This is a genomic window from Kribbella sp. NPDC056951 (assembly GCF_042674205.1).
Lineage (GTDB): Bacteria > Actinomycetota > Actinomycetes > Propionibacteriales > Kribbellaceae > Kribbella > Kribbella yunnanensis.
The window spans coordinates 152,505-168,422 of the sequence record NZ_JBHUQZ010000001.1; the positions used below are offsets into that span (position 1 = coordinate 152,505).

A 15,918-nucleotide genomic window follows, 5' to 3' on the forward strand; every position below is an offset into this window, starting at 1 on the left:
CCCCTCGACAGCAGTTCCGCCGACGGCTCATTCGAGTCCGCCGCCGCTTCAGCCCGCTCCTGCGTCGCGTGCAACGCGGCTAGCGGTTAGGTGGTTGGGTGGGGTGGGTTCGCACGGGTGCCGCTCGGGTGGCTGGCGGGGTGGTTTGTGGCGCACGTGTGTGTCGGCCGGTGGCTGGCGTGGTGGTTGGTGGCGCACGTGGTGAGCCTGAGCACGTTTGCGTTAGAACATCCCAGGTCCCGGCGTGAGGATGCCCGCTGGGTCGTACTTGCGCTTCAGCTTCTGCAACTGTGCCCACCGGTCGCCGTAATGCTGCGCCCAATCGGCCTTCGTGAACGGAGTCGACTCGATCGGGTACCGAGTGCCGCCAAGCGCCCGCGCTCGCTCGAACAACCGCTGGTTCCGCTTGAGCATCTCAGCCGCAAACTCCGGCCCCGCACCCTTCGCACCAGCCGTCATCAACGTGAACAGATACACCCAGTCACTCCCATCAGCAACCGGCAGCCGCAGCGACGGCCGAGTGAGCTTGCTCCGGCGATGGGCATATAGCAGCACAAATCCGCCAGCCCCGACATCCTTCGGCGTCAGGTTGCCGACCACCTCGGTGACGTACTGCTCGACCGACCGCTCAGGCAACCACAGCGTCATCCACGGCTTCGCGAGGTTGTCCCAGTCCAGCGCCTCGCGGAGCTGCTCGACAGCGTCGTCGATCCGAGTCACATGCGGGAGGAAATCGTTCGTGCTGACGATGGCGTCAGACGGGGGCTTGGTCAGGCCGCGCAGGAGGTGAGCGTCCACAGGCGGCTTGGCCGTGGGGTGGAAAGTGAAGGCGTTCAGGTGGCTGGTTTCGCCGTGCTCTCCTGGGCGCCACCAGTCGCCGTAGATCTCGCTGATCTCGGACCGCTTGATCAGAGTCTTGAAGTCCTGGAAGAAGTCCTTCGAGCTGGTGTACGCGAGTTCATGACCGCGCACCTTCTCCGGCGCCGGACCGAGCCGAACAGTGGCCTTGGTGATGATGGCGAACTGACCGAGCCCACCCAGGACCGCCTCGAACAGCTCCCGGTCCGCAGTCTTGGAGCAGCGCTTCAGCTCACCTGTTCCAGTGACCACCTCGAGTTCGAGCACACTGTCGATCTGCCCGCCGGACTGGATCGCCGGCGGGATCCCACCGAGCGACAGCGTCCCGCCGAAGGTCAGCCCAAGGAACCCAGTCAGCGCCGGCGGGGTCAGCCCGCGCGCATGCGCGGCGTTCGTCAGCGCGAGCCAGTCGGCCCCGGCATCCACGACCGCCCGATCAGCGTCGATCCGGTGGATCTTCCGCAGCGCCCGCATGTCGATCAGCAGCCCGCCGACCAACCCCTGGCCGTCCGTGGTGTTCGCCAGCCCCCGCGGAGCCACGCGAACCCGGTGCTGCACGCAGTACTTCACCATCGCCTGGATGTCCCGCACCGACCCTGGCACGAGGACCGCTTGCGGCACCTTTTGCACATATCGCCCCGCGTCCTGAGACACGGCTTCCCGACTCCCGGCATCCAGGAGCACCTCGCCGTCCAGCGGTGGCAACGGTTCCACGTTTCCACCCTCAGTGGCCCAAGACCGCCGTACCGGATCGAATCCAGTCACCAGTATTCCGAGTCCAATCGCTCCGAGCAGTGCCCGCCGAGTCCCCATCCACGCCTCCTGCCGGTCTACCTCGCCACGCTAACCGGTGATCAGCTCAGCACACCCGGTGACCGCGTGGCTAGCCGATCATCTGGTCCGCGACGAACTGACTCCACGCCACCGGATCCGGATTCCCAGGTTCGGCGAACCATCCGTCGACCACCTGACGGGCGGTATTCGGCGGCAGGTGCAGCTGGCTGTGCACCACCTCTTGCCAGGTCGCGCCGGACAAGCCGTAGGTCTCGTTGAGCTTCGGTGTCATCCGTTCGAGGGACTCGGCGGTGGCCTGGTCGAGCTCGCCGATCAGCGACAGCACGTAGCTGTCGACGAGCTTCAGGAAGGGACGTCCGGCGTACCGATCGGGCACGGCTGGCTCCTCGGTGACAGGTTGAAGTTGGGTTGAGCTTGTTCAAGGGGGCCGTCGGCAATTATCACGGGTCTGTGGGGCAACGCCGACGACACGCCGGATTTTCGGCGAAACACGGTAGCGTCGGGTCCATGATCATCGTGACAGCTGCACTGAAGGGCGGGGTCGGGAAGACAACCACGTCGGTGTACTTGGCCGCGCTGGCATCTTCCAACCGTCGCACAGCCACTCTCGTCGACGCGGATCCACAAGGCAGTGCTGCCGATTGGATCGATGCCTCGGACGACGGACACCTGGACCGGATCGAGATCGCCGAGGCGCCGACGGAGCGGTTGCTGAGCAAGGCGCTGGACAAGGTGCCACCGGAGGGGATCGGCATTGTCGACATGCCGCCGTCCCACGAGCGGCTGCTGAACAAGGCCCTCGAGCGAGCGCGGATCGTGGTGATCCCGACTCGGGTCGGTGGCGTCGAGACACCTCGGGTGAAGGCGGTGCTCGAGCTGGTGCCGGACGGTGTGCCGTCCGGTGTGGTGATCTGCTCGGCGCGGACCTACACCCGGGCCTACCAGGACCTGATGGAGCAGTACGCGAAGGAGGGCATCCCGGTCTGGGGTTCCATCCCGGAGCGCGTCTCCATCACCGCCGGCCCCGACGGCCCACTGGCCGCCGACGGCCTCGAGGCCTACAAAAAGGTCTGGCGCAAGATCCTCGCCGCCGCCCGCACCTGACCGCGTTTGGTGGGTGCACCCACCAGCTTGGGGGTTCCCCGCCCGGATTCCAGGGTGGGAACCCCCAACGCGGTGGGGTCACCCACCAAATGGTCAGCGTTCGAGGGGTGGTTCGCCGCGGACGTAGGCGCGGATGACGGTGGCTGCGGCGCCGCGGGCCCAGTCGTCGAAGGTGTGTGAGCGCAGCATCAGGCGGCAGTCGCCGGCCGCTCCGAAGGCGTGCTCGCCGAACGCCTGGCGCATCCGGTCCTCGTACAGGTCGTACTCGGCCACGCCTTCGCCCGCGATCACCACGAGCTCGGGGCCGACCAGGTTGACCATTGCGGCCAGGGCCGAACCGATCACCTCACCGGCCCGGTCGAACGCGGCACGCGCATGCTCGTCACCCTCATGCGCCAGCTTGATCGCCCCGGCCAGATCCAGCTTCGGCTGTTTGGTCGTCGCCCGGATCCGGGTCAGGATCGCGTCCGACGACGCCACGGTCTCGACACAACCCCGTCGGCCGCAGGTGCAGACGAGGTCACCCGGGGCGAGCGGCAAATGCCCGAGCTCGCCCGAGACGCCGTACGCGCCGGAGACGACCTCGCCGTTGATGTAGAGCCCGCACCCGATGCCGGAACCGATCGTCACCACCGCGAACGAGTCCGCATCCACCCCGACCCCGAACCAATGCTCGGCCACGGTCAGCGCGCGGACGTCGTTCGTCACGACGATCGGGAGCTTGAGTTTCCGCCCGAGAAGCTCGGCCACCGGTACGTCGCGCCAGCCCATGAACGGCGAATCGCGGACCACGCCGTGCCGCTCGTCGACATCACCCGACACGGCGACCCCGATACCGATCACCGGACCGACGACGTCGACACCGGTCTTCAGGGTGCCGATCAGCTCCTTGGCGAGGTCGGCCAGTTGCGCGATCACGGTCTTCGCGTCGGTGCTGTCGAGCGGCCTGTGGCAGACCTTCCGGATCCCGGCGGTGAAGTCCGTGGTCACGCCGATCAGGTCGGTCGGCGTCACCTTCAGCCCGATCACCGACACACTGCGCGGTACGACGGTCAGCGGGCTCACCGGCCGTCCGATGCCGATCTGCCCGCCGACGCTGTCCAGCTCGACCGGCGACGCCGCCTGGTCGGTGACGAACCCGGCCTCGATCAGCGGTGCGACCGCCTTGGTGACCGCGGCCTGCGAGAGTCCGGTACGACGGGCAATCTCCACCCGCGGGATCGGCCCCTGCGTCAGGATTCTGGTCAGCACCTCAATTCCCGCGGGCGTGGCCAGCGGGAGAGGGCGATAGGGACGCAGCGGCACGAGAACAACCTACCGGCGACTACACCGTTACGTCGGTTTCTCCCAACGTCGGAGACGTCAAAGCCCAACGGATTGTCCGGGTCAGGCCATCACCGGCCGCCCGGACCAGAGTTTGTTCTGTCAAAGGCAGGTACGGCAGACGCAGCGGCCAGCGTGCCCACCACGGGAGCATGCCGACCGCGGCGGCTGTGAGGACGCCGTACGCCGGTCGTGCGGCCCAGGGCACGGGCGGGTGCACGAGGATGAACCGGGCTGCCTGTCGTGCCTCGGTCGTTCCGCGCAGTTCGGGCTGGTAGTCCGCGAGTGTTCGGCGCAGTTCGGCCACTGTGGTCGGCGGGTCGATCACTCCGAGCTTGCCGGCCACGAACGCGGTCTCTGCGACGTACTGGTCCTGGTCGGCGGCGTTGAGCGGATTGGCGCCGTACATCTGGTGTGCGGTGAGGAAGCTGTCCACCTCCGCCACGTGCACCCACTTGAGCAGATGCGGATCGGAGGCTCGGTAGTTCGCGCCCCGGACGCGCTCATGCACCGACTGCACCCGCGCGATCGCCGCCTCCGCGTCCGGGACAGCGCCGTACGTCGTGATGGCGAGGAAGTAGCTGGTTCGCTGCAACCGTCCCCACGGGTCGCCGCGGTACCCGGAGTGTGCCGAGACGGCCGCCATCGCGAGCGGATGCAGCGACTGCAGGAGCAGTGCGCGCAGACCGCCCGCGAACATCGACGCATCCCCGTGCACTCGCTGGATCGGGCTGTCGGGTGTGAACCAGCGCGGACCGGGTGTCTTGTGCACCCGGTCGCGCTCAGCTTGTGGATCCGGCCCAGCCACCTTCGTGAGGATCATCCGAGCCAGCTGGTCTCTCATACGACCAGTCTGCCCACCACTCCAAGCTATACAACGTCAACGAAGATCGGGTTCGTGTAGAGCCAGGTGTCCAGCCACGGGTCGCCGTCGTTCGTCGGGTGCTGGATGGGGCCGGCCGGGTCGATGCTGCTGCCCAGGTAGCCGGCTCCGTGCCGGTTGCCGTCGCTGCCGCGCACCCGGACGTAGTGCGAGCGCTCGGCGCGTCCCAGCGGGATGCATAGGTCGTAGGTACCAGTCCGGCGCTGTACGTCGACCTGCTCGACGACTCTGGTGTCGGGAGCCTTCCAGGTGTCCCGGTCGGCGACTTGGCCGGTCACCGCGCCGCGGATCACGTCTACGTGCGCGAGCCGCGGCAGTACGCCGTGGAAGTTCGGCCGGGTCGCACTGGTCACGGTGATCCGCAGCTCGAGCCGCTCATGTCGCCGTACCCGGAGACGTCCGCCCAGCGTCACCCCGCGCTGCCGGGAGCCGGCAGGAGCGAGCCGTACGTCGATGCCGTCGACCAACTGGCCGTGGTCGACCCACACGCGGCCGGCGCGCAGTGCGGCCATCACCTCGAGGTAGCCGTACCGGGAGACACCCACGTGGGTCCGGCTGAACTGGCCGGGCCAGAAGTCGCTGCCGGCTTGCGGGGTGTCGGTGTTGGTCGGTGAAGGCTTCCAGCCGAGGCTGTCGAAGTTCTGGCCAGGCGGGAAGACGCCGTCGGTCCACGTGTCCCAGATGGTCCGGTGGTTGTCGCTGTTCGACGTGATCGAGAACAGCCGGCCCTCGGCGAGCAGGCTGTCCCACAGTCCGCCGACAGTCGCGGTCGCCCAGTCGAAACCGCCGTACGTGCGGTATGCGTCGAGCGGGTAGCCGGGGAAGCTCGCAGCGCTCGGGGAGTTGACGTACTCACCGCGCTGCGCGTTGGTCGCACCGCGGAACTTCACCCAGGCCGGTTCCGCGTCGCCCTGCGAGCCCGGCGCACCCTCCATGCCGATGCAGACGCCGGTGTCGCGCCAGCCGCGGATCTCGTGCGGTGCGTCGATCCCGAGGCGCAGTGGGTGGTTCGCGAGCACCAGTACGTCGTCGACGTACCCACTGGCCTTCTGAGCGGCCAGCCACTGCAGACCCTTGATCGCGTGCTGCTCGTTCTCCGGGGTGTTGCCGGAGCGGTTGGTGAGCTTGCCGTCGTACTCGCGCTCGAACTGCTGCAACAGGGAGACGTTGTTCGCCCCGGGAGCGACCAGCAGGGTGCCGTGCTCAGCCGCCGGGATGTACCACTCCAGCCCCTGGAAGATCAGCATCCGCGGGTTCTCGGCCCGCGCCTTCACGACCTCGGCGTTCTCGGCCGCGGCGCCCTTGTCGGCGTGCCCGAAGTTGCTGTGCTCGGTGAACGCCATCCAGTCCAGCCCGAACTGCGCCCCGCGCTGTGCGAGCTGGGTGAAGTCGTACTTCGCGTCGTGGCTGTAGCGGCTGTGTACATGGTGGTCACCGACCAGGTAGACCAACTCAGGATCGCTATGCGTCGACGGAGTGGTGGTGGCGGCCGCTTCGGTCACCCCGGTCGCGCTCACGGTGAAGGCGGCACCGAGCAGTCCGGCGCCCCGGATCAGATTCCGTCGCGACACCCCCTGCGGATCCAGGGTCGCTTCCGGTACGTCGGTGTCCGCCCACTCGGGGAGTTGCTGCTGCATGGGCGACACCCTGCAGGTCCGGACAAAATCCCGTCAAGGCTCCAGATGACCCTGCGGTGAACGATCGGCGTAGGGAAGTGTCTCTCGATCCCACGCCTACTGCGCTGCACTCGGCACGGCACCTCGCCGCACTGGAGGAAAGGCCACGATGGAAAAACATCGAGGCCTCCCCTCCAGCACGCCGAGCTACCGCCCCGAGCACATGCTCGCTACGGCGTGGAATCAAGAGACACTCCCCACTCGTTCTCCAGGATCGAGTACAGCAAGGAATCCCGCCAGGCACCGTTCGTGAACACATGGTCACGCAGATGACCCTCGTAGCTGAATCCGACCCGCTTCACGACCGCGATCGAGGCTGCGTTCTCCGGGCCGATGGCGGCGGTCACCCGGTGCACGCCGAGGGTGCCGAACGCGAATCCGACCATCACCTTCGCGGCGTCGGTCGCGTAGCCGTTACCCCAGTGGTCGGCATGAACGGCGTACCCGAGTTTGGCCGACCAGGGACCACTTGCCGGGGTACCCGGAGCGATCCGCGCGAAACCGACCACACGGTCGTCGTCCTGGCGGGCGATGGCGAGCATGTAGTCGGGGCGGTCGGTGCGGGCCGAGCGCTCGAGAATGCCTTCCAGCATCTCGGTCGCCTTCGCCCGGTCGTAACTGTTGAATGCCATCCAGTCGGTGACACGGTCGTCACCGGAGATGGCCAGGTAGTCGTCGAGATCGTTCGCGCGGAACTCCCGCAGGAGGATCCGCGCGCCGCTGAGAGGCTCCATGGGGCGATTGTGGGAGCGGCCGGGGTCAGCGGTTGAGCGTCTGCATGGGCGTCCGGGTGAAAGTTTCGATCTCCTCCTGCAGCTCCCGCGCGTCGTCGGCGCGACCGGACTGGCGCAGTGCCTGGTGAACCCGGCGGGCCGAGTGCACGACGCCGTTGATCCGACGCTCGGTCGGCAGGTCGAGCACGGGTGCGATCGCATCCGCGGCGCCGTCCAGCTCACCGGTGGCGATCCGGCTGATCGCCATCGCGGCGTGGCTGCCGGCGGCGTCGCCGAAGGCCCACTCCGGGTGGTTCTGGTCGGAGTAGGCGTCGACGGCCTGCCGCGAGTACCGCTCGGCCTGCTCGCCTTCACCCGGAAGCCACGCGAGCGCGTCGGCCGCGTAGTACAGCTGGCGGTTGCGCCCGAAGGTGCACAGGCCGCCCATGTCGTCGAGGTCGTCGTTCTGGACGTTGTCCCAGGCGTCCTCGGCGCGCTCGAGCGCGGCCCGGGTGGCCTCCGGGTTGCCGAGGGCGGCCCAGGCGCGGGCCTCGCTGACAGGGAGCCAGACGCTGGTGGTGCTGTTCGCCTGCTCGGCATAGCCGGCGCCCAGCTGGGCGTAGCGGACGGAGTCGTGCGGGTTGCCGGCCCAGTACGAGACGAGGGACTGCAGGCCGCGCACCCAGGCGCGCAGGCCGTGGTGGTCGGCGTTGTCGGCGCACAGGAACGCGGTCCGCGCCTGCGTCAACGCCGCATGCGGGTTCCCGAGGTCGTGCGAAGCCTTGGCGAGCAGACCACCGGTCACTCCGCCGAGGAAGTACAGCTGCCGCAGGTGCTCCGGGCGTTGCCGGCTCTCCAGCAGGGCGAAGACCAGGTCCTGCGTCTCCACCAGCTGACCGAGGATCTCCGGCAGAGGGCGCTGCGGGTAGGCCTTCGCGACGTGGCGAACGTCGTCGTACACCTGTTCCATGGCCTCGCTTCCGAGACCGGACTGGGCCGCAAGGGCAAATGCCCTCGCTCGGCTGGCAGCCATGTCGAGAACCTCCATCTCGTTACCTGTCGTGATCCGTCCACCCGTGGCAGCCACCGGCACCATCTGCCCGCCCGCGTGGTGCGGAGCCGCCTGCTCGGGGACGTACGGCGCGAGGAGCTCCTCGACCGGCTTTCCGAACATGCGTTGCAGGGTGCGCCGGGTCTGTGGAGTGGTCCCTGCCCGCTCGCCCGATGCGAGACGCCGCAGGTGCCGCTCGGTGATGGTTCCACCCAGCTCGACGAACTCGGCGACGATCTCGGAGTAGGTCTGGTTCCGGCGCTGGATCAAATGCGCCAGGACCGTCTTAGGCGCCAACCTCGCCGCCATCGTTCCTCCCGTTCACGTCAGAACAGACGTTGTCTCGACTCATGCCCCACGACAAGGTGCTGTCCTCCAGATGTCCGCCAGAGGACCGGAAGAGGTCCGGCAAAGGTCCTCTTCAGGTCCTAGAGCGGTCACGTTGGGCTCGTGCACCATTACTGCCATGACAACCAGTAAGTCCAACTGGTTGCAAGGGCTCAGAGTTACGGGGTGAGAGGTAGTGAGCATCGCGGAAATGACCGCGCGACAGCATCGTCGCCGGGTTCGGGTGTGGTTCGGTGAGCATGTGATCGCCCAGTACGTCGCGGAAGCGCCGCTGGCGGCCCGCTACGAGCAGGCGATGCGGCGCCGTTTCGCCGGCCTGAAGGTCACCAACGACCTGCTCGGTCCGCTCGACAGCACGGACTGATTCAAACAACTGTTTACGCTTCCGGGTCCTCCTCAGACCCGGTCAGCTGCACCCTGGAGTCTCCTCACGTTCAGGGTTCAGCTCTTCTGGAAGGTTCGGGACCCTCCTCAGTTCCGAACGAAACCCAGGTGCGGTCCGGGGCACTCCTCAGCCCCGGACCGCACCGCCCAAAGCCCGGCTGGGCTTGGCGGCTGAGTCCCTGTATCGCCGCCGCCCAGCCGTTCCAACCACCACCTCACCTCCTGGCCGACACCTCGGGCCAGGCCGGGGCTGGGTGTCCTGGGCGGTAGGACACCACCGGTGGTTCCTGACACCTCACCAGGAACCACCCCCCGAGGTGGCCGGCTCCGCTGTGTGACCGCCGCGCCTGGGCGGTCACACAGCGGAGCCTCTGTCATGTCCGATGACATACACGGCGAACGGCGCATCCGGCTGCACCTCCGGTACGCCGTCCACCCACCCCTCCGCGGTGATCTCCCCCGCATACGTCATCCCGAGCCGCTCCATCACCGCGCGAGACGCCGTGTTGTGACGCTCGGTGAACGAAATCACCGAGCGTGCCCCCAACGTCCCGAACGCGAACTCCAACCCGGCCCGCCCGATCTCGGTAGCCAACCCCCGCCCCCGCGCCGCCTCCACCAACGCCCACCCCAACTCCAACCGATCAACCGCCCACTCCGCCCCAACGAGCTTCTCGATCGCGACGGCCACCGGTGATCCCGCAGTCATCCGGGATAACCCACCCCGCCCGGCGAGTTCCCCACTCGCCCGCTCGTACGCGATCCACTTGCACACCGAATCGCGCTCCCAGGCGGCCTGCATCTCCGCCGCCCGCTCCGCAGCCACCTCCGGCGACCACTCCTCGTCGTACCAGTGCGCCACCCACGGATCAGCGAATAGCCGCACCAGGTCCGCTACATGTCCGCCCAGGACCGCACCCGGTCCACTGACCGGCTCGAGCCGCAACCGCTCGGTCAACCGCATCCGCACGACATGCGCCACGATGTCCCGCAACCGCCGGTCCCCATCGGTCCGCCCGACCATCAGCAACTCCAGGTCGTCCACCCCGACCCACGCCGACGCGTCGTGCTTCCCCACCTCCAACCGCGGCCGCTCCAGCTCCCCGTCAACCACGACCAGGTAGTCAAGCTCCCGCCGTACCCGCCCCTCCCACTCCCATTCCCAGTCCGCAACCACCCCGAGAACCTCGCGAACCACCCACCCCGTCTCCTCCTCAACCTCCCGAGCCAACGCCTCCTCCGGCGTCTCCCCCACCTCGACATGCCCACCCACGATGTCCCAGATCCCCGGCAACAACCGCCGATCCGCCGATCGCCGATGCACATAAACCCGCCCGCGCCCGTCCCGGATCAGCGCACCCACACAGTCCACGTTCCGCATACACGAAACCTAGACCGCTCATCTGACAGAGTTCCCCCGTGCGGAACAGACCCCTGGTGGCAGGACTCGTGGCGATCAGCCGCTGGAGCAAAGTCGGCACCATCGCGGTGCTCGTCGTGCTGTTGACCTCCGGCGTGATCGGGCACCAGTACGTGAAGCCGTTCGTCCGCTGGCTCGGCGCGGCGGTCGGCCACGACGAGCTAGTACTGCGCGCACTCGGCTGGGCGTGGCTCGGCGTACCACTCGTGGTCATCGCGCTGCTGGTCAGCCTGCGGGTGCGCGTGGCCCCCCGCCTGCGGTTGTTCCTCGCGTTCACAGCCCTCGCCCTAGCGGCGTCCTCAGCGATGTTGGTGGGCAGCCGCCGCGGTCAGTCGCAGCAGAAGGTGTTCGGCGACGTCTACCCCGACGCCCAACCACTCGGCTACGGCTGGGGCGCCGCCGGACTCTCCATCTTCGCGATGTTCGTCGTCGCCGCCCTCACCTACATCATCGCCGGCAAGCTAGCCGGCACCCCGCTACCCCATCCAACCCACCAGCGAATCGGCCGAGCAGTCGTCGCCATGTGCGTCGTAGTCCTCCTCGCCGGCCTATGGCTAGCCCTGACCGGCCCACTCCCTAACTAGAAGCGAGTGGCTGTTCGGGGATGCGGTTGGGGATGAAGGCTACGGCGACGATGAGGAGTACGGCGGCGGCCGCGGCGCCGTAGAAGACGTCGTGGATGGCTGGAGCCAGTACGGCGGGTGGGAGGTTCTCGAGGTCGGCGTGGGCACCGCCGAGGCGGGCGGCGATCTCGCCGTTGGCTACTGCGCCGAAGGTGGCGACGCCGACGGCGCTGCCGACCGAGCGGGAGAACATGTTGGCGCCGGTGACCACGCCGCGGTGCTGCCAGTCGACGGACGACTGGGCCGCGACGACGGCCGGTGCTGACGAGAAGCCGAGGCCGACGCCGATCACGAAGCAGGCGGCGGCGAGCTGCCAGACGCTGCTGGTTGCGCCGACCGTCAGCAAAATGCCCGCGCCGAGTACGACGAAGGCCGACCCGAGCAGCATCGTCCAGCGGAACCCGAGCCGCAGGTAGATCCGCCCGGACAGCGAGGCGGAGATCGGCCAGCCGATCGTCATCGCGGCCAGCGCGAAGCCGGCGATCAGGGCGGAGGTCCCGAGCACGCCCTGCGCGAAGACGGGCACGTACGTCGACAGTCCCATCATCAGCAGGCCGATCAGGAACGCGGTCGCGTTGGCCGAGTTGAGCACCCGGCGGTTGAGCACCCACGGCGGCAGGATCGGTTCGGCCGCTCGGCGTTCGACCAGCGCGAAGGCGACGATCAGGATCACCGCGACCGCCAGGATCGCGATGCTGACCGGCGAGTCCCAGGCCCACATCACGCCACCCTCGAGCAGGCCGAGCAGCAGCAACGAACCACCGACGGCCAGCAGTACGGCGCCCGCGTAGTCGATCTGGTGTTTCGTCTTCTCTGCCGTCTTCTCCTGGAACCGTTTGCGCAGCACGATCGCCGCCGCGACACCGAGCGGCACGTTCACGAAGAAGATCCAGCGCCAGGAGATGTAGTCGGAGAAGACACCACCGAGCGTCGGCCCGACGAACGACGAGATCCCCCACACGCTGGCCAGATAACCCTGAACCTTGGCCCGCTCGGCGACCGTGTAGATGTCGCCGATGATCGTCATCCCGATCGGCTGGATCGCACCTGCGCCCAGCCCCTGGATCAGCCGGAACGCGATCAGCGCAGGCATACTCCAGGCGAACCCGCACAGCACCGACCCGACCACGAACAGGGTGACCCCGAGCAGGATCATCGGCTTCCGCCCGCGCAGGTCGGCGAGCTTGCCGTAGATCGGTACCGAAACCGCCTGGGCCAGCAGGTAGATCGAGAACAGCCAGGGGAACTGCGTGAACCCGCCCAGGTCGTCGACCACCGAGGGAACGGCCGTGGCGAGGATGGTCGCGTCGAGGGCGACCAGCCCGGTACTCAGCATCACCGCGAGCAGAATCGGGCCGCGTTCCGACCTCAGCCCGACACTCGCGCGGTCGACCCGCTCAGTAGTCATGACAAAAGCCAACTTACGTGATCGTTGAACAATTCCTGCAGGCTTGATCCAAGGACCGATACGCTCCGGGGCGTGAGGATCCGTGACACCGTGCTGCGTGCCGCCGTGATCGTGCTGACCGCCTCGCTCAGCCTGGTCCTGCTCCCGATCGCCATCAACGTCGGCACCGGCGGTACGGCGCCCGCCTTCCTCACCCCGTACGTCGCCTGGACGTGGCCGGCGATCGGCGTCCTCTGGCTGATTCTCGTGCTCACGGCCTTGGCCGAGGTCCGCAGCCGCCAGCGCCCGGTCATCTCCAGCCGCTCGGCCGACGTACCGCGCAACCGGCAACTGTTGCTCCGCAGCGTCGACACCTACCTGAACCAGCGGGTCGCCGTCTCCCTCGCGGCCCGGACCCGGGTCGCTCTCGCCCTCGAGGAGCGTCCGTCCGCAGTCGTCCGCCCGTACGACCTGTTCGTCCAGCCGATCGACAGCGAACCGCGGCAGCTCCCCGAGAACGCAGCCATCGCCGAGGTCTTCGACGAGCTCCAGGACTCGATGCTGATCCTGGGCGCACCCGGTGCCGGCAAGACGACCCTGCTGCTCAGCCTCGCCCGCACCCTCGCCGGACAGGCCGCGGCCGACGACCGCGCCCCCATCCCGGTCCTGGTCGACCTGGCGAGCTGGACAGCCGCACCGTCGCACCAGAAGGACGACCACCCGAGGGACACCCCACTGCTGGCCGGGTTCGTCCGCTGGCTGCTGAATGAGCTACGCCTCCGCTACGGCATCCCACCGGCCGTCGGCCGCAGCTGGTTGCTGCGCGGCCACCTGGCGTTGCTCTTCGACGGTCTGGACGAGATCGACCGCGCACACCGCGACAAGCTGGCAAGCGTCCTGCTGGATCTGCAGAAGCACTACACGATCCCCAAGCTCGCCGTCACCTGCCGCACCCACGACTACGAGCAGCTGAGCCACCAGCTGATCCTCAACGGCGCAGTACACATCAGACCGCTCACCAGACAACAGGTCCTCGAGTACTTCGAAGCAGTCGGTCCCGAACTCGACGGAGCCCGCGCAGCCATCGAGTACGACGACGAACTGTGGGATCTGGTCACCTCACCCCTGATGCTCAACGTCCTCCTGCTGGCGTACCAAGACCGTGGCCCCGAAGACGTCGCGGCCGACGACCTGGCCGACGTACGGCGGGATCTGTTCGACACGTTCATCGTCGAGGTACTGGCACGGCACCGGTCCACAGAGCGCGAGTACGGCGCCGGTGCCGCCGTCCGCGCGTTGCGAACCCTCGCCTGGCGAACCAGTAACCGGCACGGCGCTCAGACGGTGGTGCCTCGCTGGCCCACTGCCGAGGGCCAGGACGGCGTCATGCATGCCGACGTGCTCTACCTGCTGCATATGGTCGGCCTGCGCGCTCTGCTCAGTGGGCTCGTGGCCGGGGCGACCCTGGTGACCACAGCCCAGTACGGCGTCCTGGCCGGCCTGACCGTCGCCGTTCTGGGTGTCCTGCTGGCAGTCCGCTATCCAGCCGCCCGCGACATCGTCTCGCTCCACTCCGACGACCGACGGCATCGTGTTGTGCTGCTGCTCGGTCTGCTCGTCGGGGCGCTCACGAGCGTCGTCCTGCTGGTCGCCGCGATGGGACTGATCGATTTGCTGCCGGCCAGTGTCGTCACCCCAGGGGGCTTCCCGCCCGGCTTCGTCATCGGTCTGTTCGTCGCCTGGGGTATCCGCACCCTGAACTGTCCGCCGTCCTGGCCGTACGAGCTGCCGCCGAAGCCGCACTTGCGGCTTGTCCCGTGGCCGCTGGGCGGCGGCACGGCAGGGATCGCGCTGGCCGCGGCCTTGGGAGCCGACTTCGCTTCACCCGACGGCCAGGTCCTGCTCGGCCTGCTCTTCGGGCTCGTTGGTGGAGGTCTCTTCGGGAGCCAGACAGGGCGTTCGGGTTGGCTCTACCGACTCCTCTTCGACACCATGCTCTGCTGGAACGGCGACCTGCCCTGGCGTCGCCGGCCCTTCCTTCAGTTCGCCGCCGACCGATACGTGCTCGCTCGCACCGCCCCCGGTGAGTACTCGTTCATCCACCTGCTCATCCGCGACCACCTGGCTGAGTGCAACCCGGACGACTTGGCGGCCAAGGTCATCCGGCGGCAGAACCGCTGACCGGCTCCCGCAGCAGGTAGCCCAGCAGGGCGCACGCCAGCGGTAGTGCGATCAGTGTCGTCAGCGCGGTCTGCAGCGACGTGTGTTCGGCGAGAGTGGCGAGGATCGGGGTGCCGATGCCACCGATGCTGACAGCGAGGCCGAGTGTCATACCGCCGGCAGTGCCGACGCGGGTGGGGAGGAAGTCCTGGCCGAGGGTGACATGCAGCGAGAACGGGATCGCCATGGCGATGGCGGTCAGGGCCAGGAAGGCGAAGAAGGCTGGTCCGGGGACGAAGACCAGGGCAGCAATCGCTGGTACGGCGATCGCGTACGACGCCCGCAGGGTCCGGATCCGACCGAATCGGGTGGCGAACCGGCCGCCGAGCAGGGTCCCGAAGGCACTTGCCGCGAACAGGATGAACAGCGCGATCCCGCCGGTCGTGGTACCGCCGCCGACCCGTTGACCGGCGTACAGGGCGATGAAGGTGCCGAGCCCGACGAACACGATCGACCGGCAGACCATGATCGCCGACAACCGCACGAACGACGGCCAGTCGTCCACGCCCCGGACCTGAAGGTTGCTGGCAGCAACCAACGCGGCGGACCTCACCGCCAGCCGGGTGATCACCGCACCGAAGAGCGCGGGGACGATCAGCACGGGCGTCCACCGCAGTCCACCGGCCGCGACGATCGGTGTCACGAGAGCCGGTGCCAGTGCGAACCCGACGTTCCCGCCGACCGAGAACCAGCTCATCCCGACATGGCTCCCACCGCTGACCGCCCGCGCCATCCGAGCGGCCTCGGGGTGGTACGCCGCCACACCGAGCCCCGACAGCGCAGCCGCGAGCCACGCCAGCCAGTACGCATCGCCGACCCCGATCAACCCGATCCCGAGCCCGGCCGTCGTCATGCTCACCGGGATCAGCCAGGTCAACGGCCGCCGGTCCGTCAACACCCCGAAAACCGGCTGCACCACGGACGACAGCAGCGTCGCGGCCAACGTGATCCCGGAAACTGCGACGTACCCGAGCCCGCGTTCCGCCACCAGAAACGGCACCAGAGCCGGTACGGCGCCTTGGTACACATCGACACACGCATGACCGACAGCCATCAGCCCGATCGGTTGAATTCTCCTCACACCAACGATCGTCGGCCCTGAGGCGGCTGTCCGGCTTCCGATAAAATGCCAA

14 protein-coding genes are annotated in these 15,918 nt (G+C 68.0%); 4 read left to right on the forward strand and 10 right to left on the reverse strand.

The features are described from left to right. Positions 1-222 precede the first annotated feature (222 nt). Both ACFTSF_RS00745 and ACFTSF_RS00750 read right to left on the reverse strand, forming a co-directional pair. A complete protein-coding gene (locus ACFTSF_RS00745; RefSeq protein ID WP_380151823.1) occupies positions 223-1,572 on the reverse strand; it encodes an FAD-binding protein in 1,350 nt (449 codons plus the stop codon). A 169-nt stretch (positions 1,573-1,741) separates the two neighbouring features. Then, positions 1,742-2,029 carry a hypothetical protein gene (locus tag ACFTSF_RS00750; protein ID WP_344160954.1) on the reverse strand — a complete coding sequence of 96 codons (288 nt, stop codon included), beginning with the start codon at positions 2,027-2,029 and terminating at the stop codon, positions 1,742-1,744. A 131-nt stretch (positions 2,030-2,160) separates the two neighbouring features. On the opposite strand from ACFTSF_RS00750, the gene ACFTSF_RS00755 reads away from it, so the two are divergent. Then, a complete protein-coding gene (locus ACFTSF_RS00755; protein ID WP_344160957.1) occupies positions 2,161-2,757 on the forward strand; it encodes a ParA family protein in 597 nt (198 codons plus the stop codon). A 93-nt stretch (positions 2,758-2,850) separates the two neighbouring features. Here ACFTSF_RS00755 and ACFTSF_RS00760 read toward each other — a convergent pair whose 3' ends face one another. The 5 genes from ACFTSF_RS00760 to ACFTSF_RS00780 form a co-directional block, all read right to left on the reverse strand. Further along, positions 2,851-4,062: an ROK family transcriptional regulator gene (locus ACFTSF_RS00760; RefSeq protein ID WP_344160960.1), complete on the reverse strand. Its 1,212-nt coding sequence runs from the start codon at positions 4,060-4,062 to the stop codon at positions 2,851-2,853. A gap of 19 nt (positions 4,063-4,081) precedes the next feature. Then, positions 4,082-4,924, reverse strand: coding sequence for an oxygenase MpaB family protein (locus ACFTSF_RS00765; RefSeq protein WP_380151824.1), 843 nt, complete (start codon positions 4,922-4,924; stop codon positions 4,082-4,084). A gap of 26 nt (positions 4,925-4,950) precedes the next feature. Beyond that, complete coding sequence (locus tag ACFTSF_RS00770) at positions 4,951-6,600, reverse strand: PHP domain-containing protein (RefSeq protein WP_380151825.1); 1,650 nt, start codon at positions 6,598-6,600, stop codon at positions 4,951-4,953. Positions 6,601-6,809: 209 nt separating this feature from the next. Then, positions 6,810-7,373 carry a GNAT family N-acetyltransferase gene (locus ACFTSF_RS00775; protein WP_380151826.1) on the reverse strand — a complete coding sequence of 188 codons (564 nt, stop codon included), beginning with the start codon at positions 7,371-7,373 and terminating at the stop codon, positions 6,810-6,812. Between the two features lie 25 nt (positions 7,374-7,398). Then, positions 7,399-8,712 carry an XRE family transcriptional regulator gene (locus tag ACFTSF_RS00780; protein WP_380151827.1) on the reverse strand — a complete coding sequence of 438 codons (1,314 nt, stop codon included), beginning with the start codon at positions 8,710-8,712 and terminating at the stop codon, positions 7,399-7,401. A gap of 229 nt (positions 8,713-8,941) precedes the next feature. Here ACFTSF_RS00780 and ACFTSF_RS00785 point away from each other — a divergent pair, with 229 nt between their 5' ends. Beyond that, positions 8,942-9,115 (forward strand): hypothetical protein, encoded by a 174-nt coding sequence (locus ACFTSF_RS00785; RefSeq protein ID WP_380151828.1) that lies wholly within the window; start codon positions 8,942-8,944, stop codon positions 9,113-9,115. A gap of 375 nt (positions 9,116-9,490) precedes the next feature. On the opposite strand, the gene ACFTSF_RS00790 is transcribed toward ACFTSF_RS00785, so the two are convergent. Further along, positions 9,491-10,516 (reverse strand): GNAT family N-acetyltransferase, encoded by a 1,026-nt coding sequence (locus tag ACFTSF_RS00790; protein WP_380151829.1) that lies wholly within the window; start codon positions 10,514-10,516, stop codon positions 9,491-9,493. Positions 10,517-10,554: 38 nt separating this feature from the next. Here ACFTSF_RS00790 and ACFTSF_RS00795 point away from each other — a divergent pair, with 38 nt between their 5' ends. Then, positions 10,555-11,139 carry a hypothetical protein gene (locus ACFTSF_RS00795; protein WP_380151831.1) on the forward strand — a complete coding sequence of 195 codons (585 nt, stop codon included), beginning with the start codon at positions 10,555-10,557 and terminating at the stop codon, positions 11,137-11,139. On the opposite strand, the gene ACFTSF_RS00800 is transcribed toward ACFTSF_RS00795, so the two are convergent. After that, a complete protein-coding gene (locus ACFTSF_RS00800; RefSeq protein ID WP_380151832.1) occupies positions 11,132-12,586 on the reverse strand; it encodes an MDR family MFS transporter in 1,455 nt (484 codons plus the stop codon). The two genes, ACFTSF_RS00795 and ACFTSF_RS00800, sit on opposite strands and share 8 nt — an antisense overlap. Positions 12,587-12,658: 72 nt before the next feature. On the opposite strand from ACFTSF_RS00800, the gene ACFTSF_RS00805 reads away from it, so the two are divergent. Beyond that, positions 12,659-14,746 carry an NACHT domain-containing protein gene (locus tag ACFTSF_RS00805; protein ID WP_380151834.1) on the forward strand — a complete coding sequence of 696 codons (2,088 nt, stop codon included), beginning with the start codon at positions 12,659-12,661 and terminating at the stop codon, positions 14,744-14,746. Here ACFTSF_RS00805 and ACFTSF_RS00810 read toward each other — a convergent pair. Continuing rightward, on the reverse strand, positions 14,724-15,866 hold the full coding sequence (locus ACFTSF_RS00810) for an MFS transporter (protein WP_380151835.1): 1,143 nt from the start codon (positions 15,864-15,866) through the stop codon (positions 14,724-14,726). The genes ACFTSF_RS00805 and ACFTSF_RS00810 overlap by 23 nt on opposite strands. Positions 15,867-15,918: the final 52 nt, after the last annotated feature.